Source organism: Oleiagrimonas sp. MCCC 1A03011 (genome assembly GCF_003267965.1).
Classification (GTDB): domain Bacteria; phylum Pseudomonadota; class Gammaproteobacteria; order Xanthomonadales; family Rhodanobacteraceae; genus Oleiagrimonas; species Oleiagrimonas citrea.
This window is the reverse complement of the sequence record NZ_MSPY01000012.1, coordinates 1-17,532: the sequence shown is the minus strand read 5'-3', so window position 1 is coordinate 17,532 and position 17,532 is coordinate 1. Positions and strand designations below refer to the sequence as shown.

The 17,532-nt window shown below is 61.2% G+C and carries 18 protein-coding genes; 12 read left to right on the top strand and 6 right to left on the bottom strand.

Translation table 11 applies throughout. The features are described 5' to 3' along the window. Positions 1–300: 300 nt before the first annotated feature. Positions 301–2,601, bottom strand: a complete 2,301-nt coding sequence (locus BTJ49_RS14860; protein ID WP_113066217.1) for a cbb3-type cytochrome c oxidase subunit I — start codon at positions 2,599–2,601, stop codon at positions 301–303. A gap of 300 nt (positions 2,602–2,901) precedes the next feature. Here BTJ49_RS14860 and ccoN point away from each other — a divergent pair, with 300 nt between their 5' ends. The 7 genes from ccoN (at position 2,902) to ccoS (ending at position 8,778) form a co-directional block, all read left to right on the top strand. Next, on the top strand, positions 2,902–4,380 hold the full coding sequence (gene ccoN / locus BTJ49_RS14855; RefSeq protein ID WP_113066216.1) for a cytochrome-c oxidase, cbb3-type subunit I: 1,479 nt from the start codon (positions 2,902–2,904) through the stop codon (positions 4,378–4,380). A gap of 12 nt (positions 4,381–4,392) precedes the next feature. Then, on the top strand, positions 4,393–5,073 hold the full coding sequence (gene ccoO, locus BTJ49_RS14850) for a cytochrome-c oxidase, cbb3-type subunit II (RefSeq protein WP_113066215.1): 681 nt from the start codon (positions 4,393–4,395) through the stop codon (positions 5,071–5,073). Beyond that, positions 5,070–5,255 (top strand): cbb3-type cytochrome c oxidase subunit 3, encoded by a 186-nt coding sequence (locus BTJ49_RS14845; protein ID WP_113066214.1) that lies wholly within the window; start codon positions 5,070–5,072, stop codon positions 5,253–5,255. The genes ccoO and BTJ49_RS14845 overlap by 4 nt, the downstream gene beginning before the upstream one ends. After that, positions 5,252–6,163, top strand: a complete 912-nt coding sequence (ccoP, locus tag BTJ49_RS14840) for a cytochrome-c oxidase, cbb3-type subunit III (RefSeq protein WP_113066213.1) — start codon at positions 5,252–5,254, stop codon at positions 6,161–6,163. The genes BTJ49_RS14845 and ccoP overlap by 4 nt, the downstream gene beginning before the upstream one ends. Further along, positions 6,147–6,359 (top strand): hypothetical protein, encoded by a 213-nt coding sequence (locus BTJ49_RS14835; RefSeq protein WP_113066212.1) that lies wholly within the window; start codon positions 6,147–6,149, stop codon positions 6,357–6,359. Before ccoP ends, BTJ49_RS14835 begins: the two co-directional genes overlap by 17 nt. A 68-nt stretch (positions 6,360–6,427) precedes the next feature. Beyond that, on the top strand, positions 6,428–8,593 hold the full coding sequence (locus tag BTJ49_RS14830; RefSeq protein WP_113066211.1) for a heavy metal translocating P-type ATPase: 2,166 nt from the start codon (positions 6,428–6,430) through the stop codon (positions 8,591–8,593). Then, positions 8,590–8,778, top strand: coding sequence for a cbb3-type cytochrome oxidase assembly protein CcoS (ccoS, locus tag BTJ49_RS14825; RefSeq protein ID WP_113066210.1), 189 nt, complete (start codon positions 8,590–8,592; stop codon positions 8,776–8,778). Before BTJ49_RS14830 ends, ccoS begins: the two co-directional genes overlap by 4 nt. A gap of 11 nt (positions 8,779–8,789) precedes the next feature. Here ccoS and fdxA read toward each other — a convergent pair whose 3' ends face one another. After that, complete coding sequence (gene fdxA, locus BTJ49_RS14820) at positions 8,790–9,113, bottom strand: ferredoxin FdxA (protein WP_113066209.1); 324 nt, start codon at positions 9,111–9,113, stop codon at positions 8,790–8,792. Positions 9,114–9,395: 282 nt separating this feature from the next. On the opposite strand from fdxA, the gene BTJ49_RS14815 reads away from it, so the two are divergent. The 4 genes from BTJ49_RS14815 (at position 9,396) to BTJ49_RS14800 (ending at position 13,427) form a co-directional block, all read left to right on the top strand. Beyond that, the gene (locus tag BTJ49_RS14815) at positions 9,396–11,606 is read left to right on the top strand and encodes a nuclease-related domain-containing protein (protein WP_113066208.1); all 2,211 of its coding nucleotides are present in this window, start codon (positions 9,396–9,398) and stop codon (positions 11,604–11,606) included. Positions 11,607–11,806: 200 nt separating this feature from the next. Further along, on the top strand, positions 11,807–12,013 hold the full coding sequence (locus tag BTJ49_RS14810; protein ID WP_113066207.1) for a hypothetical protein: 207 nt from the start codon (positions 11,807–11,809) through the stop codon (positions 12,011–12,013). 120 nt (positions 12,014–12,133) lie between these two features. Continuing rightward, positions 12,134–12,475, top strand: coding sequence for a carboxymuconolactone decarboxylase family protein (locus tag BTJ49_RS14805; protein WP_113066206.1), 342 nt, complete (start codon positions 12,134–12,136; stop codon positions 12,473–12,475). Position 12,476: 1 nt separating this feature from the next. Further along, positions 12,477–13,427: a cysteine synthase family protein gene (locus BTJ49_RS14800; RefSeq protein WP_113066205.1), complete on the top strand. Its 951-nt coding sequence runs from the start codon at positions 12,477–12,479 to the stop codon at positions 13,425–13,427. 90 nt (positions 13,428–13,517) lie between these two features. On the opposite strand, the gene sufT is transcribed toward BTJ49_RS14800, so the two are convergent. After that, complete coding sequence (gene sufT, locus BTJ49_RS14795) at positions 13,518–14,075, bottom strand: putative Fe-S cluster assembly protein SufT (RefSeq protein WP_113066204.1); 558 nt, start codon at positions 14,073–14,075, stop codon at positions 13,518–13,520. Positions 14,076–14,157: 82 nt separating this feature from the next. Here sufT and BTJ49_RS14790 point away from each other — a divergent pair, with 82 nt between their 5' ends. Next, the gene (locus BTJ49_RS14790) at positions 14,158–14,586 is read left to right on the top strand and encodes a group III truncated hemoglobin (RefSeq protein WP_113066203.1); all 429 of its coding nucleotides are present in this window, start codon (positions 14,158–14,160) and stop codon (positions 14,584–14,586) included. A gap of 12 nt (positions 14,587–14,598) precedes the next feature. Here BTJ49_RS14790 and BTJ49_RS14785 read toward each other — a convergent pair whose 3' ends face one another. From BTJ49_RS14785 to BTJ49_RS14775, 3 genes are read right to left on the bottom strand one after another with little or no spacing between them, the layout of a single operon-like run. Further along, positions 14,599–14,982: a SirB2 family protein gene (locus BTJ49_RS14785; RefSeq protein WP_206098436.1), complete on the bottom strand. Its 384-nt coding sequence runs from the start codon at positions 14,980–14,982 to the stop codon at positions 14,599–14,601. 25 nt (positions 14,983–15,007) lie between these two features. Next, positions 15,008–16,255, bottom strand: a complete 1,248-nt coding sequence (locus BTJ49_RS14780) for an NnrS family protein (RefSeq protein ID WP_113066201.1) — start codon at positions 16,253–16,255, stop codon at positions 15,008–15,010. A gap of 55 nt (positions 16,256–16,310) precedes the next feature. Further along, positions 16,311–17,072, bottom strand: a complete 762-nt coding sequence (locus tag BTJ49_RS14775) for a cyclic nucleotide-binding domain-containing protein (RefSeq protein WP_113066218.1) — start codon at positions 17,070–17,072, stop codon at positions 16,311–16,313. Between the last annotated feature and the right edge of the window lie 460 nt (positions 17,073–17,532).

The window sequence follows — 17,532 nt, the reverse complement described above, 5'->3', positions numbered from 1 at the left end:
CGCGGCGACGCCCAGCACGATCGCCAGCAAGACGATCCTGAGCACGCGTGCATTCAGCATCCGCGTGCGGCGCGGCATGTGTACCGCAGCCAGGGAGTCTTCCAGGGCGGGCGATACGGGAAGGACTCCATCGTGCTGACGATCAGACGTGTCGGACATGGGTGGGTTGATTCATCGGAAGGGAAGTAACCCGCCATCGTAGATAGATCCTGTTTAGAGAGCTTGCTGGAACCTGAACAGATAAACCGTGCCGCCCGGCGCCGTGATGCGCCGGGCGGGTTCGGGCTGGCGCGGCCGAATCTACGGGCTGGTGGTCGTCCGGCGGGCCTCTGTGCGCATGCCCAGATAGCCCTTGATGGCCGCGACAAGCAAGGGAACAGCGCCGAAAACGATGAAGACAAGGTCACCCGGCAGGCGCAGCCATTCGATCATCCGCGATCGTGGCAGACTCATGTATTCCACGCTCCGCGCATGCCAGTAGCCGTGTTCGATCACATCGCGGATCTGCAGCACACCGCTCGGGAACAGGCTCATGAGAATCATCATGGCCAGGCCGATATTGGTGCCCCAGAAGGCGACCCGGACATATCTCTCGATACCGCGCCAGTTCCCATCGGAGCTGGTCTGGCGCAACACGAAGACCATCAGTGCGATGGCCAACATGCCGAACACGCCCATCAGCGCCGCATGGCCATGATTGGGGGTCAACTGCGTCCCCACCTCGTAATAGCTGACGATGGGCAGGTTGATCAGGAAACCGAACATGCCCGCGCCGACGAAGTTCCAGAAGCCTACCGCCATCAGGAACAGGAACGTCCACTTGTGCCCATGCAGACGGGTATCGCCGCCTTGCCCTCGTGTCGTGCGCACGAAGTCCCATGCATCGAGTGTCAGCAGCGTCAGCGGCACCACCTCGAGTACCGAGAACATCGCCGACATGGCCATGTTGAAGCCGGTCTGGCCCGTGAAGTACCAATGATGTCCGGTACCGACGAGTCCGCCCAGGAAATACAGGATGGCATCGAGGTAGATCACGCGCAGCGCCACATTGCGCCGCGTGAGTCCGAGTTGGTAGAAGGTCAGCGCCACGACAGTGGTGGCGAAGAATTCGAAGAATCCTTCCACCCACAGATGGATAATCCAGAACCGCCAGGTGTCGACCACGGTGTAGTTGGTGGTGCCCGTGAAGAACAGGGCCGGGATGTAGAACACCGGAATGGCCAGTGCCGCGAGCAGGAACATGCGGGCAATGGGCCGGACTTCGGGATTGGCCGCATCGCGTGGACGCGCCATGCGCCACAACAGCGCAAACCAGATCATCAGGCCAGCGATCAGCAGGTACTGCCACAGGCGGCCCAGCTCCAGGAATTCCCATCCCTGGTCGCCCAACCAGAACCACCACTTGCCCAGCCACTGCAGGATGCCGGCCCATTCCCCCAGCAGGCTGCCGCCGATCACCACCACGAAAGCCCCAAACAGCAGATGGATCCACAGGGCCAGTGATCTGGGCTCGTCACGGCGCAGGCTGCGACCCAGGTACAGGGCGGCCGCCACATACGAGGTCGCGATCCAGAAGATGGCCGTCTGCAGATGCCAGGTGCGCAACAGGTTGCTCGGGAACAGGTCCTCGAGCTGGAAGCCGTAGAAACTGCCCGGATCGGCACGGTAGTGCGCGACGGCACCGCCCACCAGGCACTGGACCAGGAACAGGGCGGCCACGGCGACGAAGAACTTCACCAGTGCGCGTTGGGCCGCGCTCGGCGGTCCCTCGGAAAGATGGGGCCGGATCTCATGTCCGCGGCTGATCCAGCCCAGATACTCGAACTTGCCGAAGGCCAGCAGCACTACCGCGATACCGGCCAGGAACACCAGCAGGCTCAAGGCACTCCAGAGCAGGGCGCCGCTCACCGGGATATTGCCCACGCTCGGGTCGTAGGGGAAATTCATGGTGTAGGACGCCGAAGTCCCGGGACGGTTGGCCACCGAGGCCCAGGCGGCCCAGGTGACGAAGGCGGTGAATTGACGAAGCTCCTCGGGTTTTTTGATCAGTCCGGGAGAGAGTCCGCCATTGCGCGCAGGAAGCTCGAAATACGCGCGCCAATGCGCTTGCTGCTGGGTGAATGCACGGGATTCGGCTGCCGTCAGATGCAGCACATCGTCGGTCGGGTCGTAGCGGTTGGTCTTCAGTTCCACCGCGGTGCGTGCCTGGATGGCGGCCTTCTGGCCGGCATCGAGCGCATCCATGGCTTTGCCGTAGTCCTTCTGCGCCAGGGCATCGGCGGTGTCCTGTCCCATGCGATGCAGTGCCAGTGCGGCAAAGTCGGGACCTAGATAGGCGCCGTGACCCCAGATGCTGCCATTGTCCATCAGGCCGTATTTGAGAAAGATCTCCTGGCCGTTGCGGATGTCCTGACCCGTGAACAGCGTGGCGCCGTTGGCGTCCGTCACGCGCGCCGGTATCGGCGGTGCGTTGCGATAGGCCAGCGTGGTGATGGCGATCAGTCCGGCAAAGCCGGCCACCATGACGATAAGGATGGTGCGCAACCACCATGGGGATAACGCAGGGTCGTGCTTCCCTGCGTGCTGGGCAACTTCACTCATGTCCCTTCTCCTGTCCGCGGATACCTGGGAGTACAGAGTCGACAAGCCTGGCGTGAGGCGCGACAGAAGGTGCGCGCGCACGCTCCATGAAGCATACGTAATGCGCACATGTTCGCCTTGATCCAGATCAGGGCGCAGGCGCTAGCCCGTTCCTAGAATGTCGCGGCGCGCGTTGTGCGAAACGGGACGTGCGTCCGCGTATCCGTGTTCTCCGGCCTCGAACCTCCGGTGCCACATGCGCTGGAAGGATTCGTTTCGTCTCGATTTTCCGCCTACGACTCCACTTTTTCAGTATCGATCATGGCCCCTGACACGACGCGACCGGAAACCTACAACGACAAGGTAGTCCGCCAGTTTCTCCTGGCCGCCTCGGTGTGGGGCATCATCGGCATGTCCGTGGGCCTTATGGCGGCGGCGCAACTGGCCTGGCCAACGTTGAACTTCGGCGTTTCCTGGCTGACCTTCAGTCACATCCGGCCCGATCACACCTTCGGCGTGATCTTCGCCTTCGGCGGCAGTGCGCTGATGGGCACCTGCTACTACGTCGTACAGCGCACCGGTCATGCCAGGCTGGCCTTCGATCGGCTGGCCGGCTTCACCTTTTGGGGCTGGCAGCTGATATGCGTGCTTTCGATGGTGTCGATGCCGCTCGGCCTGACCCAGAGCAAGGAATACGCCGAGCCCGAGTGGTGGATCGACATCCTGATCGCGGTGGTATGGGTCAGTTTCGCCGTCGTGTTCTTCGGCAGTCTCCGCCGGCGGCGTATCCGCCACATCTACGTGGCCAACTGGTATTACGGCGCCTTCATCATCGCCGTGGGGTTGCTGCACATCGTCAACAACTTGGCCATTCCGGTGTCCTTCGCCAAGTCCTATCCGATCTACTCGGGCGTGGTCGATGCGATGGTGCAGTGGTGGTACGGACACAACGCAGTAGCGTTCTTCCTGACCGCCGGCTTCCTCGGAATGATGTACTACTTCGTACCGCGGCAAGCGCAGCAACCGCTGTGGAGCTACCGCTTCTCGATCGTCAATTTCTGGGCCCTGATCTCGGTCTACATGTGGGCGGGCTCGCACCACCTGATGTACACGGCGTTGCCGGACTGGGTGCAATCGGTCGGCATGGCGTTCTCGCTGGTGCTGCTGATGCCGAGCTGGGGCTCGGCGGCCAACGGGCTGATGACCTTCAAGGGGTCGTGGTCCAAGCTCAAGACCGATCCGGCCGTGAAGTTCATGGTGCTGTCGCTGGTGTTCTACGCCGCCGCCACGTTCGAGGGTTCGATGATGGCGGTCAAGAGCGTCAATTCCCTCTCGCACTACACCGACTGGACCATTGCCCACGTGCACTCAGGTTCACTGGGCTGGGTGGCGATGATCACCATCGGTTCGCTGTATGCGATGGCGCCGCGCGCGCTGGGTCGCCCGGCGATGTATTCGCACAAGGCCATGGACGTGCACTTCTGGCTGCACACGATGGGCACGCTGCTCTATGTGCTGTCGATGTGGATTGCCGGCGTGATGGAGGGCGAGATGTGGCGTGCCACGCAGCCGGACGGTTCGCTGACCTATTCGTTCCTGGACAGCCTGATGGCGATCAGGCCGTTCTATGTCACGCGGTGGTTGGGCGGCGTGATGATCCTGACCGGCATGGTGGTGATGGCCTGGAACCTCTGGCACACCGCGAGCCATGCCCGCAAGCGTCTGATCAAGCCGATTCCGGTGCCCATCCCCGAGCCCACGCACGACCAGGTGCCCATGCCGATTCCGGCGGCGACCTGAGGAAGCCCCGTCATGGCCTATCGACACTTCGAATGGATCGAGAAGAACGCCGGACTGCTCGGCGTGCTGACCGCGATCATGGTATCGCTCGGCGGTCTGGCCGAGATCACGCCCCTGTTCATGCAGGCACATGCCGTGAAGGCGCCGGCCGGGGTCAAACCCTACGATCCGCTGCGCCTGGCTGGGCGCGATGTCTACGTGCGCGAGGGCTGCTATCTGTGTCACTCGCAGATGATTCGTTCCCTGCGTTTCGAGACGCAGCGCTACGGCCATTTCTCCACGGCGGCCGAGTCGGTCTATGACCGCCCGTTCCAATGGGGTTCCAAGCGGACCGGGCCGGACCTTGCGCGCGTGGGCGGCAAGTATTCCGACCAGTGGCAGCGCATGCACCTGATGGATCCGCGCAGCGTCGTGCCCGAATCCAACATGCCCAGCTATGCCTGGCTGGCACGCAACACCATCGATATCCACGACATCCAGGCGCGCATGCGCGTGCTGCGCAAGCTGGGTGATCCGTACACCGACAGCGATATCGACAGTGCCACCACCGCACTCAAGGGCAAGACCGAGCTCGATGCGTTGATCGCGTACCTGCAGGGCCTGGGTATCAAGAACGAACCGGGCGGCAAGGCGCGTCCTCCTGCCGAAACCCGTGTGGTTTCCGGCAACGGTCGCACGGAGGCCACGCCATGAATCCGATCTGGGGACATGTCGTCGGCGTCGTCACGGTCATCCTGATGGTGACGTTCATCGGTATCTGGGTCTGGGCATGGCGCAAGCGCCACAAGTCGGTATTTTCACGCATGGCGAAGCTGCCCATGGAAGATGATCCGGCAGGGAGCGACATGTCGCAGCGCGGAGGTTCTTCGACATGAGTAGTGGATGGTCGCTCTGGGTGATGTTTCTCGCCACCCTGAATCTGGGCATCACGCTGTTCCTGTTCCTGTGGGCGCCCCGCGCGAAAATTCCCACGCTTCCCGACGGAACCAGCGGACATGTATGGGCGCATGGCTCCATTCGCGAAGGCGTGCGCAAGCTCCCGTTATGGTGGATCCTGCTTTCGGCGGCCATGTTCGTGGCCGCATTCATCTATCTCGTGTTGTACCCGGGATTCGGAAGCCACAAGGGCACGCTGGGCTGGACCGCGCACGGGGAGCATGCGCGGGACGTGCGCATCAACAATGCCAAGCTCGACGATCTGCTCGAGCGGTTTGACCTGTACACCGTCGAGCAGCTCTCCCACGATCCTGCTGCGCTGCAGATGGGCAAGCGCCTGTTCGGCGACAACTGCGCGGCATGCCATGGCCTGCATGCCACCGGCAACATGCGTCTGGGCGCGCCGGATCTGGCCGATGGCGACTGGCTCTACGGAGGCGATGCCAAGGCGATCGTCACCTCCATTCACGATGGTCGTGGCGGAGTGATGCCGTCCTGGAAAGCCCTCGGTGAGGACAAGGTCAAGGACTTGGCGCAGTACGTCCTGTCGCTGTCCGGACGCAGGCATGATGCGGCCATGGCCAAGGCCGCCGAGCCGATCTTCACATCCACCTGTGCGGCCTGCCACGGTGCCAATGGCAAGGGAAATCAGGCGCTCGGTGCGCCGAACCTGACCGATGGCATCTGGCTGCACGGTGGAACCCTCGCCGATATCGAGGCCACGATCCGCGATGGCCGGCAGGGCCACATGCCCAACTGGGACAAGCGCCTCAACAGGGACCAGATACGCATGCTGGCTTCCTATGTCTATCACCTTTCGCATCAGGATCATGCGCAAGCGCAGTGACAACCTGCATTCCGATGCCTGGTACGCCCAGCCTGTTCTGTGGCTGGGGATGGCGATCTTCGCCGGATTGATGGCCGGTTGCGTCTGGGTGGTCGTCGTCAGTCTTCGGCACGACGAAACGCCGAAACACGGAAGTCACCATGCCATCCTCGGCGTGCCGGTGTCCACGCGCAGCAGCTCCCCGCCAGCGTCGTGAATACCGGGCATGCCGTATGGGCGCGTCCATCCTTGTTCGCGCAGGTCACTCGCCCACGGCGAGATGGCATGGTCGAGACCATGCTCCATGTATCCAAGCTGGATTCGCCTCATCGCGTCCTGGATGTGGAAAAGCGGCTGTACCGGCTTTCCGGTGTGCGCAGGGTTCGCACCGACGTATCCGCGCGACAGGTGCGCGTGACGTTCGATGCGGGTGAGTTGGCGCTGCCGAGACTGCTCGATGCCTGCGAGGCATCGGGTTGTGCGGCTGAGCCGATGGCGCACGAGCACCTCGATGATGCGACGAGAACGGCGCATGACGATGCATTGAAGCGGATGCTGGTCGCCGGACTGTTCGGCATGCAGGCCATGATGTTCGCCTGCGTGCTCTATATCGGCCGGTTCGAGCCGATCGATGCATCCACGCTGGCGCTGTTTCGATGGCTCGGGCTGCTGGCGGCTGCGCCTGTCGTCAGCTATGCGGCCTGGCCCTTTTATCGGCATGCGATGCGTGGACTGCGCAGGCATCGCCCGGACGTGGATACGCCGATCGCCGTAGCCGCATCGCTGGTCTATCTGGCCAGCGTCTATGCGGCCGTCACGGGACGCGGCGAGGTGTACTTCGATTCCGTCAGCATGCTGGTATTCGTGCTGCTCCTGGGGCGTTATCTCGCGTTGCGTGCCAGAAAGCGTCATCGCGCACTGGGGCAGGCGATGGCGGCCACGATGCCGCTGGTCTGCCGTCGACGCGATGAGCGCGGTCACTTGCATGCGGTGGCTGTTTCCGAGTTGCAGGAAGGGGATCGTGTCCATGTGGACGAGGGTGGACGTGTGCCGGTCGATGGCGTGCTTCACAGCGCGCGCGTGCGGTTGGATGAAGCGTGTCTGACAGGCGAGTCACGCCCATGCCTGCGTAGACGCGGTGAAGACATCGTTGCAGGAAGCCTGGTGCTGGACGGTCCTCTGGAGTTGCGGGTAGGGAAGGTTCGATTGCGTGCAGCATCCGCCTTGCCTGAGCTGCCGCATGCAACACACAGCCCCTCTCGCGTCGGGGTAGCCAAGCGCGATTTCACTCATGTGTTTGGTGTCCAGTTGTTGGCGCTCACGATGCTGGTTGCGCTGGGCTGGCTTTACTTTGATCCGGGTCGTGCCTTCGACGTGGGCGTTGCGGTGCTGGTCGTGGCTTGTCCATGCGCTTTCGCGCTCGCCGAGCCGGCGACGCTGACCCGCGCGATGATGGTGCTGGCCCGCCGGGGCGTACTGGTGACGAAACCCGAGCACCTGCAGTCGTTGACCTGTGCCCATCACTTGTTCCTGGACAAGACCGGAACCTTGACGATGCCGGCGCTGACGATCAATCGGGTGCAGGCCTTTGTCGGGCATCAGCGTGACGATGTTTTGCGTGCGGCCGTTGCGCTGGCACGCGAAAGCGCGCATCCCCTGGCGCGCGCACTGGTTCATGCGATCGCGCCTGGCGACATACCGATAGCCGAAGACGTCACGATCGAGGCGGGTGGCGGTATCCGGGGCCGCGTCGAAGGCCGTTACCTGTCGCTGGGACGGCGTGGATTCAACGACACGGACGTCGATGGTGACGCCGATGACGATGCGCTTTGGCTGTTCGACGAAGACGAACCCATCGCGCGGTTGCCCTTCGCGGACCAGTTGCGACCAAGCGTACCCGACATGGTCAAGGCGTTCGTCCGGCAGGGGATGACGGTCACCCTGGCCAGTGGTGACAGTGTGGAGCGTGTAGGCACGCTGGCTTCACGCCTGGGAATCCGGGATTGGCATGCACGCCAGACTCCTGCGGACAAGCTGGCCCGCGTCGAGGCCGCGCAGGCGCACGGCGACAAGGTCGTCATGCTCGGTGACGGCATCAACGATGCCGCGGCACTGGCCGCTGCCGATGTCGCCGTGAGCCTGCTCGAAGGAACGGACCTGGCGCGTGTGCAGGCTGGACTGATACTGACGGGAGATATCGGTGCGCTCGTTCAGGCGCGTCAGGTGGCCGTACGTGCGGGTCAGATCCTGCGACAGAATCGACGTTGGGCCTTGGCCTACAACGTCTGTGCGGTTCCATTGGCCGCATGCGGGCTGATGTCACCCTGGCTTGCGGTGCTGGCGATGTCCGTCAGCTCGCTCGGCGTCGTGCTCAACGCCATGCGTTTGCGCTTGCCATCTGCGCCGGCAGGTGACGATGTGTCTGTTCCCGGACAGAGAGTTCCGGCATGAACGCCTTGCTTCTTCTGATCCCCGTAAGCCTGATCCTGGTCGCCGTAGCCGTGGCCATTTTCTTCTGGGCCGTGCGTCACGATCAGTTCCAGGACATGGACTCACCCAAGATTCTTCCCTTGCTAGACCGGGAAGAGCAGGAGTTGGATGAGTCCGGTCCATCCGGCGCCTCGTTCGATGACTGAGCGCAGTCGATTCAACGCTTGAGCAACGGAAGCTTGTCCGGCATGCCGTCCCAGAGGTCGGCCCCTTCCAGTTCGGGAATCTTGCTGGTCAGGACGGGCCATTGCGGAGCAAGTTCCGCATTGATGGCAAGGAAAATCTCCTGCCCAGCGGGAACGTCCGCCTCGGGATAGATCGCCCCGACCGGACACTCCTCCACGCACAGGGTGCAATCGATGCATTCTTCCGGATCGATCACCAGGAAATTGGGGCCGGCGTGAAAGCAGTCGACCGGACAGACTTCCACACAGTCGGTGTACTTGCAGTTGATGCAGTTTTCCGTGACTACATGCGTCATGGCGGATCTCCCTCGCGCATGTCGTCTACTTTGTTCCCGCGCAGGTGTGCGTGCACTGATCCAGGTCAGGCCACACAGCAGGATGCTGGGTTACACGGCATATTTCGTATGCTGCGAATCCCCGTCGGGCCTAGGTCAGCCCGGGAAGTACTGATCACTTGGCAGGTGTTGGTCTTGGCGGATTTTTCGCCATTTCCGGTCTCTCCGGCTCTCATCATAGGAGGCGGCTTCCGACCCTAAGGAGAGATTGCCTCGCAACAAGTACAGTCTTATTTTCACGTAATGAAGAAACCGCCGCACCACCCGAAGACTAACCCACTGCTCACCACCCAAAAGGCTTCCCGTCCCGAGCAGGAGGTCCTGGACGAGCTCCAGGCGCTGTGCACGAAGCCAGGATATGTGCATGCAGTAGCCGCTCTATGCTTCCGCGACAACATGCTTGTCTATACCGAGCGCCTTACCGAGGCGGATATGCGGGATCGTTTCGATTCAGGTCGACTGATCCGTACAGAGATCAACACTTTGCTCGGGCTGTTGCTCAAAGCACCTATCGACTGGACTCTACCCAGTCCAGATGTGCTGGGTGAGTACATCTCGGGGAGTGATCGGCTACTGCTGGAGCTCCATGATGCAATGTCTGGGGCCTTCTCGCTGGGTGAGGCGCTAGCTGCACTGAAGCGGGGTGAGGACGTTAATCCCTTTGATTCGGGTGGCGCAATGCGTGAGCCAATCTTCTACGCCGCCCAATCAGCCTACAACTTCCAGTACTTAGATCTTGCGTCGCAACGCTACGCTGCAGACGCCGAATGGCTCCAAGCCAATGTCGGATTCACGATCATGCAGGCCAGTGCAGTCGCTGATGCGGTCGATGAGCTTCTCATGGATCGCTTTCCAACATTCATGGACTCTCTACGCGCACTGCCGCCGGATCAGTGGACTATGGTGCCTGCGTTCTCTGTAACGCCAACCGAAGTCGCTGCTTATGCCGGGCTGGAACCGGAACTAGTCGAACGTATTCTCCTTCAGTTCACTGCGCCAGACGGTGACGCAAATCCTCGTTTTGTCTCACTGCAAGACTTCAATCAGATTACGGCGACACCATTGCTTCGATTGCCCAGCGGGGAATTCCTTTCGCTGCAGAACTACGCGCTGGCGGAAGCCATATACGACTCGCCGTTCTACTGGATGCAGCATGACAAGGGCTACCGTTCGCGCCGAGATAAGCATCGTGGCACGTTCACCGAAAATTTCGTCGCCAAACGTCTTGAGGCTGTCTTCGGCGCCGATCGGGTCTTTACTAATATCGACATCTGGCAGAGCAAGACTAAAGTCGCCGAGATCGATGTTCTAGTGCTCTGGGCCGACCGTGCGATTATCGTCCAGGCGAAGGCCAAGCGCCTGACCGTCGAAGGGCGCAAAGGAAACGATCAAGTAATCCGGGACGACTTTAAGAAGGGTATCCAGGACGCCTATGACCAAGGCCTAACCTGCGCCGAATGCCTAGTTGATCCGCGTTACCGGTTTATCTGTGCCGACGGTTCGAGCGTAGACCTTCCAGACATCACCGAAATCTTCATGTTCTGCGTGGTCAGCGACCATTACCCAGCGTTGAGCTTCCAGACCCGCCAGTTTCTTAAGACCCGCGAGATCGAGCGAGTTCGAGCGGCTTTGGTCTGCGATGTGTTCTTGATCGACGTGCTCACTGAACTGTTGCCAACCCCGCTGCAGTTTTTGAGCTACATCGCCCGCCGCACCCGCTACGCTGATCGACTTCTCGCCGCGCAAGAGCTGACGATTTTTGCTTATCACCTCAAGCATAATCTGTGGTTAGAAGATGCCACGACGATGCTGCATTTAGCCGAGGACTTTACAGCCGGTCTAGACATAGCCATGGCGGCCCGTCGCCGAGGTATCGACGGAGATGCGACACCTGAGGGATTCATGACGCGCTTTGAGGGCAAGACACTCGGGCGTATTGTGCAGGAGATCGAACGTCGGCCCGAGCCAGCAGTCCTCGATCAAGGATTCCAGTTGCTTGAGATGAGCGGTGATGCGTTCGACAACCTCAGTCGAATCGTCGACCGGCAAGCTCATCGCGCCGCACAGGACGGCAAACCGCACGATGTAGCGATGATGTTCGACGATGCTAGCGGTTTAACCATCATGTGCTCGGGTGAGTCAGATGGCGAAGCAGCCAAAAGGCTAGCGATGCTTTGTACACTCCGGAAGTATCGGCAGAAGGCCAATCGGTGGTTCGGTATTTGCCTGACGCCTGGAGACGCGCAGTTGCGCTTCGGACTACACCTGTCCGATCCGTGGGAGCAGGACCATGCGCTGGATAAGGCCACCGCTGACATGATAGAGCCCATGTCTCCAAAACTAGCGTACGAGCGTGCTTTCCGCGGCGGACGCAGGAGTCCCAAAATCGGACGCAATGACCCATGTCCGTGCGGTAGTGGCTACAAGTACAAGAAGTGCTGCATTAACAAGTAGGAATGTGGCGCAAGATGGTTGCGCCGCAATGTCCGCCTCAGGCCGATTCCTGACGTCATCCGTCAGGTCGGGTGTTACCGGTACAACGAACAGTCATTGCCGAAACTCAAGTTTGCTTGGTTTGAGCCATTGATCTGGATCAGAGCGATTCGATCATGGATATGTTCCAGTGAAGCCTCGCAACGCGCGCGAGGGTCGTCATGTCCACGTCTGTTCCCCATGTTCATCCCTATTTCGTGATGGTCGCGCCACAAGGGCTCACTCTTCCTGGAGTTCGCCTTTCAGATTCGAGCGCAACAGAGCTTCGTCAAGCCATCGATGTACGTGAGCAGCGTATCGATGCGGAGCTCGACCAAAGTTTTCCCGCCAGTGATCCACCAAGCTGGGTCCATGGGGCCACGCGCTGACGTTGCGCTGGTCAGCACGCATGTGTGGCTTTTCCCGTTGCCAACCACGGCCACCTTGAGAGCAAGTGTGGTCGGGTCGGTGCTGGCGGCAGCACGATGCATTCACAGGAAGAGTTCGTCATGAAATCCTCCAAGCACCTTTCGTCCAGCGCTGAGTTGGCGCGCAAGCGGCGCGAACTTGCGCCGGATGCACTCAAGGCGTTCAAGGCATTCAGCGCTGCCGTGTTCGCCGAAGGCGAGCTGCCCGCGGTGACCAAGCAGCTGATTGCGGTGGCGGTGGCGCATGTCACGCAGTGCCCCTATTGCATCAAGGGGCATACCGCCGAGGCCTTGAAGCAAGGGGCCAGCGAGGAGCAGGTCATGGAAGCGATCTGGGTGGCTGCCGAGATGCGGGCCGGTGGTGCATACGCACACTCGGCGCTGGCGCTGGAAACCATGCAGCATGCGCATTCGGACGAGTGACATGAACCGACGATTCACCACTGTCTCGCGAAGCATCCTGGACGCCGTTGGCGATACGCCCCTGCTTGAGATTGAGGGCATCCACGCGAAAATCGAGTTCCTCAACCCGTCGGGATCGATCAAGGCGCGCATTGCCAAGTACATGATCGAGCACGCCGAGGAGGAAGGCCTGCTCAAGCCGGGCGACACCATCGTCGAGGCGACGAGCGGCAATACCGGAAACGCCCTCTCGATGGTGGCCGCGGTAAAGGGATATCGCATGCTGGTGGTGATGCCGGAGGGACTCTCCAGCGAGCGTGTGGCCATCTCGCGTGCCTACGGCGCCGAGGTGCGCTTCTGCGGCAGCTTTCATGTCAACGAGGCGCTGCAGCACGCACGGGAATTGGGCAGGCAGCCGGGATACTTCTGCCCCAGTCAGTTCGAATCGGAATGGAACGTGGAAGAGAATCGGGAGATTCTCGGCCCGGAAATTCTTGCTCAGTTGCCTGCAGGACGTATTCCGGATGCTTTGGTCATGGGTGTCGGTACGGGTGGCACCCTGATCGGCGTGGGGCAGGCATTTCGTGCGGTCAATCCGAACGTGCGTCTGTTCGCGATGGAGCCTTCCGAGTCATGCACGATTCTTTGCGGTGAAATCGCCTCGCACGCGATCGAGGGTATTTCCGATGGCTTCGTGCCGGGAATCTTCGAGCGCCATGCCGACCTGGTCAACGAGGTGCTGTCGGTGTCCAGCGAGGAAGCGGTAGAGGAGATGAAGCGACTGGCGCGAAGCCACGGACTCCTGTGCGGGCCCAGTTCCGGTGCGCACATGCTGGCGGCTGCGCGCATCCGCGAACGTATGCCGGAACTCGGAACCGTGGTCACTGTGCTGTGTGACGAAGGCGAGAAATACCTGCACGAGTATTTCATGTCGCCGACGAACAGTGAGGTCGGCATGGCGCAATTCGGGTGATGTGCACCATGCCTGATGGGTTCTGCGTTTCCTGCAGGTAAGCCGATAGAAGACAGAAGAATCATTCCCAGCCCCTGGGGGCGCGCGAACTTACAGCAAACCGGTTTCCAGCCGCGCAGCTTCGCTCATCATGTCCAGGCTCCAGGGTGGGTCGAAGGTGATCCGGACATCCACGGCTGCAACTTTCGGAACACGCATCGCTTTGCACCGCACGTCGTCGGCGAGGATCGCACCCATGCCGCAACCGGGGGCGGTCAGAGTCATCACGATATGCACGTCATGCTCGCCGTTGGCCAGGGGGCGCAGTTCCAGCTCGTAGACCAGGCCAAGATCAAGGATGTTGACAGGGATTTCCGGGTCGAAGCAGGTTTCCAGTTGCCGGCGAACGAGGTCCTCGACTTCCCCGGTCCCTGCGTGTTCGGGAAGAGTGAGCGGTTCGGGAGGCGATTTCCCCAATGCGTCCGCATCTTCACCGGCAATACGGAAGAGATTGCCATCGACATAAATGGTGAAGCTTCCACCGAGCGCTTGCGTGATGTAGGCCAGGCATCCCACCCTCATCGTCACCGGTTTTCCTGCCGGTACAGTCAGTGCCGCGCAATCCCGAATCAGTACGAACGGCTCACTGGAACGATGACGGAAGTCCATCCCGCCATTGTCTCTGCTGGACCCGGATCTTCCCTTGATCCAGATCAGATCGTTTTTCGGGGAGATGGCCTAGGCTTGCCGCATGCCAAACGACGCCCCCGCCCTCCACGCTGAACTCGATATCCCCGGTATCGTGAGTCTGGTCGATCGCTTCTACGACAAGGTTCGTGCTGACGACCACATCGGCCCGGTCTTCAACGCGGTGATCGAAGACTGGACCGTGCACAAGAATCTCCTGACTTCGTTCTGGTGCTCCGTGGCCTTGCGCGTTGGAACCTATCGCGGCAATCCCCTGGCCATGCACAAACCGTTGGGTATCAACCGCACACATTTCGCCCGCTGGTTGGCCCTGTGGCGCGAAACGGTGCCTGAGATCTTTGCCGAGGAACCGGCTGCACGCATGATCGAATATGCCGAGCGCATCGGGCGCGGCATGCGCATGGGGCTTGGAATTGGCGACCGGCCTCGTGGAAGGGAATTGGGCGTTCCGATCCGTATGGTGCAGCCCTGAACAAGCCTGCACTCAGGCGAACATGGCGAGTAGGCCCCAGGGGGTTTTCGTGATCGCCACGCTGATGATGAAGCCGTACACAGCCAACGCTGCGGCCAAGCAGATGACACGCGTTCGAAGCGTCTTTCCACGGCGTAGCGCGTAGGTGCCCAGCACGATATAGGCGGCCAGCAGTACCACCTTTACCGTCAGCCATGCGTGTACGAACGGGTACTGATGCACGATCAGTGCCAGGGCGATTGCTGCAGTCAGCAAAAGCGTATCCACGGTGTAGGAAAAGAGCTTTACGCCCCGTCGGTCGACGAGCGGAGATCCCGTCAGCATCCACCCGCCGCGCAGCAGGAAAAGAGCTCCCGAGAGCGCCACACATGTGATGTGCAGATACAGGATCGGCACGAATGCTCGTGTGAGTGTTTCCATGTCAGCCAGGACGGCCGTCTGCGCGCGGAGTCAGGTAGATGAAAGCACCGCGGATCACCCAGGGCATGAAGGCCACCAGCCAACCCACACTGGCCGCAAGCAGCCACAGGCCCCGCGAATCTCCCAGTTCGGCACGAATGCGTGCCAACGCAACCAGCTGAAGCACCCCGAAGCACGTCCAGGCCACAGCGTTCATCTGCAAGGGGCGTCCCGAGTGGCCTTGTGTGACCCGGGTGACCATGGCGACCAGCATCGAGCCGAAGAAGCCGATCGTCAGGGCGTGCAGCGGTGCCAGACCGAGGATGTACCGTCCTTGCAGGGCATACACCAGGTCCTGTGCCGAGAAGAGCACGAAAGCCACCGGCAGCCAGGCAAAGGCAAGGTGCAGGACGACAAGCAGGCCGGGGCCCCGCGCGCGCCAGGGCTGCCAGGCCAGCGCATGCACCAGGAACAGAAGCGCGAGTGGAATGTCGACCCAGGCCAGAGCGGCCTGCGCCTCGCGCCAGGCGAGCACGGTTCTGACCAGCAGCAACATCCACATCAACGGCAGGCTGAAGGCGGGGCGCCACATGCGGTAGTTCGGCGAACAATGGCGGCTGAAGAACGGCAGCATGCGATGGCACACGGTGAAGTACATCGGCAGCAGGAAACCGAAGGTGCCGATCTGTACGGACAGTTGCGCAGCAGAGGCAGGCAGCAGCCCAAAGAGCCAGCCCTCGAACAGCATCAGCCCAAGCGTACCGATGGTGAAGGCCGTCAGGCACGACCATCCGTGCCGGTTGCGCTCCGTCGCCGCCTTGAGTACTCCGGCCAGCGTGCCCACGCCGAGCAGGTAGCCAAGCAGCATCAACACCATGCCTGCGCGCAGCAACATGGGGAGATGCAGCAGCCCCACATGGCTGACGACGTAGCCGCCGAGCACACATCCGCCGACTCCCAGGTAGCGCCACCTGGGTACTTGTGGGCCCGTCATCCAGCGCGGGAACGTCGTCATCAGGAAGCCGAACATGAACAGTGGAAACAGGCCGTACTGCATGAGCACGGCATGACCCCAGAGTGGCGGAATGGTCGGCTGCGGCCAGGAAGGCCAGGCGTGATAGAACGTTCCCAGCTCCATCGTCCACCATGTCATGCCGGTGAGCACGGCGATACAGCCGGCCAGGAAGAGGGGGCGGTGCGGCGCGGAAGCCAGGGGGAATGGAGGCACAAGGGCGGAGTGGTTCTTGTGCGAATCGGTTTCTGGATGCATGTTCCTATGCTGCCCGGGCCATGCTTCCTTCGCCTTGACCTGGATCAGGGCATATCTAGGGGTCGAGCACGGGACTTGCGAGCGCTCGCATGCGTGTGGGATCCAGAAGCTGCACGTCGCGACCTTCGATATACACCAGCTGCTGGGCGCGGAACCTGCCGAGAACCCGGCTGACCGTTTCCGATGCCAGACGCAGGTGGTTGGCGATGTCCGTGCGCGACATGCTGAGCCGGAAATGCCAATCACGAACACCCAGCCGCATGTACCGTTCACCCAGGTCGACCAGAAACGCAGCCATGCGTTCGTCGGCCGTGTGATCGCCCGCCAGGTGTGAGGCCATCCCGAGTTCCTTGCTCAGCATGCGCAGCAGGTGCTGCAACACGATGGGAACGCGTGCCGCAAGCTCACTCATGGCAGGGAATGAGAACCGGCAGAATTCGGTTTCTTCCAGTGCAATCGCGTCGCACGGATAGCGCTCCGGATAGATGGCATTGAGACCAACTACCTCGCTAGGTAGGTAGAAGCCAAGAACGTGTTCGCGTCCGTCGACACCCATGGTCATGGTCTTGACCATGCCAGAACGTACCGCGTAGATGCTTCGGAATCTGTCGCCGGCACGAAAGACGTGTGCCCCGGGCTCGAATGGGCCGACATGCTCGATCAGGCAATGCAGCTCGGCAAGCTCGCGTTTGTCGTAACCCGCCGCCACGCAGGCACTCGAGAACGCGCAGGTCGTGCAGAACGCATATGCATCGCCCTCAACTGCGAGGGGCGCCCTGTCAGGTGTTTCGGATTTGCCTGAATGATTCGGAGCCATGCCTGAGCGGTCGCCTTTCATTCCCAATGCCTGCTCATCCATGGTACGACGATACCTGCCTCAGGCGTAGCGGTACGGCCGTTTTGTCGCATGTTGACGAGCCCACAGAAGGAGAAGGGCTGACGGTGCTGTGACTCCCCGTGCTGCGTCTATCCATGTCGTCCAGGAGGCGGTCTTTTTGCCCGCCATTACATGGAAGTACCGCCAGGGCATACCTCTGTATCCGCCACCCGGACTGGAAGGGCGTGACTGCGAAGGTTTCAGTGCCTGGATGGGGTTCCATGAAAGTCGGAAGTGTTGTCGGCGACAACAAAAAAGTGGCGTCCAACCTATGCCCACATGGGGCCGTTGAGGGCTCCATGTGGGCATGGGGTCGCTGCATTGAGTTGGCGGAAGTTGAATCGAGCTACCTCGGATGATGCGTCAGGTAGACACGCATCGCAGGCGGAATGGATCCGAC

Coding starts and splice junctions, on each gene's coding strand:
- BTJ49_RS14860 (WP_113066217.1), bottom strand. CDS start 2,601: ATGAGTGAAGTTGCCCAGCACGCAGGGAAGCACGACCCTGCGTTATCC.
- ccoN (WP_113066216.1), top strand. CDS start 2,902: ATGGCCCCTGACACGACGCGACCGGAAACCTACAACGACAAGGTAGTC.
- ccoO (WP_113066215.1), top strand. CDS start 4,393: ATGGCCTATCGACACTTCGAATGGATCGAGAAGAACGCCGGACTGCTC.
- BTJ49_RS14845 (WP_113066214.1), top strand. CDS start 5,070: ATGAATCCGATCTGGGGACATGTCGTCGGCGTCGTCACGGTCATCCTG.
- ccoP (WP_113066213.1), top strand. CDS start 5,252: ATGAGTAGTGGATGGTCGCTCTGGGTGATGTTTCTCGCCACCCTGAAT.
- BTJ49_RS14835 (WP_113066212.1), top strand. CDS start 6,147: ATGCGCAAGCGCAGTGACAACCTGCATTCCGATGCCTGGTACGCCCAG.
- BTJ49_RS14830 (WP_113066211.1), top strand. CDS start 6,428: ATGGTCGAGACCATGCTCCATGTATCCAAGCTGGATTCGCCTCATCGC.
- ccoS (WP_113066210.1), top strand. CDS start 8,590: ATGAACGCCTTGCTTCTTCTGATCCCCGTAAGCCTGATCCTGGTCGCC.
- fdxA (WP_113066209.1), bottom strand. CDS start 9,113: ATGACGCATGTAGTCACGGAAAACTGCATCAACTGCAAGTACACCGAC.
- BTJ49_RS14815 (WP_113066208.1), top strand. CDS start 9,396: ATGAAGAAACCGCCGCACCACCCGAAGACTAACCCACTGCTCACCACC.
- BTJ49_RS14810 (WP_113066207.1), top strand. CDS start 11,807: ATGTCCACGTCTGTTCCCCATGTTCATCCCTATTTCGTGATGGTCGCG.
- BTJ49_RS14805 (WP_113066206.1), top strand. CDS start 12,134: ATGAAATCCTCCAAGCACCTTTCGTCCAGCGCTGAGTTGGCGCGCAAG.
- BTJ49_RS14800 (WP_113066205.1), top strand. CDS start 12,477: ATGAACCGACGATTCACCACTGTCTCGCGAAGCATCCTGGACGCCGTT.
- sufT (WP_113066204.1), bottom strand. CDS start 14,075: ATGGACTTCCGTCATCGTTCCAGTGAGCCGTTCGTACTGATTCGGGAT.
- BTJ49_RS14790 (WP_113066203.1), top strand. CDS start 14,158: ATGCCAAACGACGCCCCCGCCCTCCACGCTGAACTCGATATCCCCGGT.
- BTJ49_RS14780 (WP_113066201.1), bottom strand. CDS start 16,255: ATGCATCCAGAAACCGATTCGCACAAGAACCACTCCGCCCTTGTGCCT.
- BTJ49_RS14775 (WP_113066218.1), bottom strand. CDS start 17,072: ATGGCTCCGAATCATTCAGGCAAATCCGAAACACCTGACAGGGCGCCC.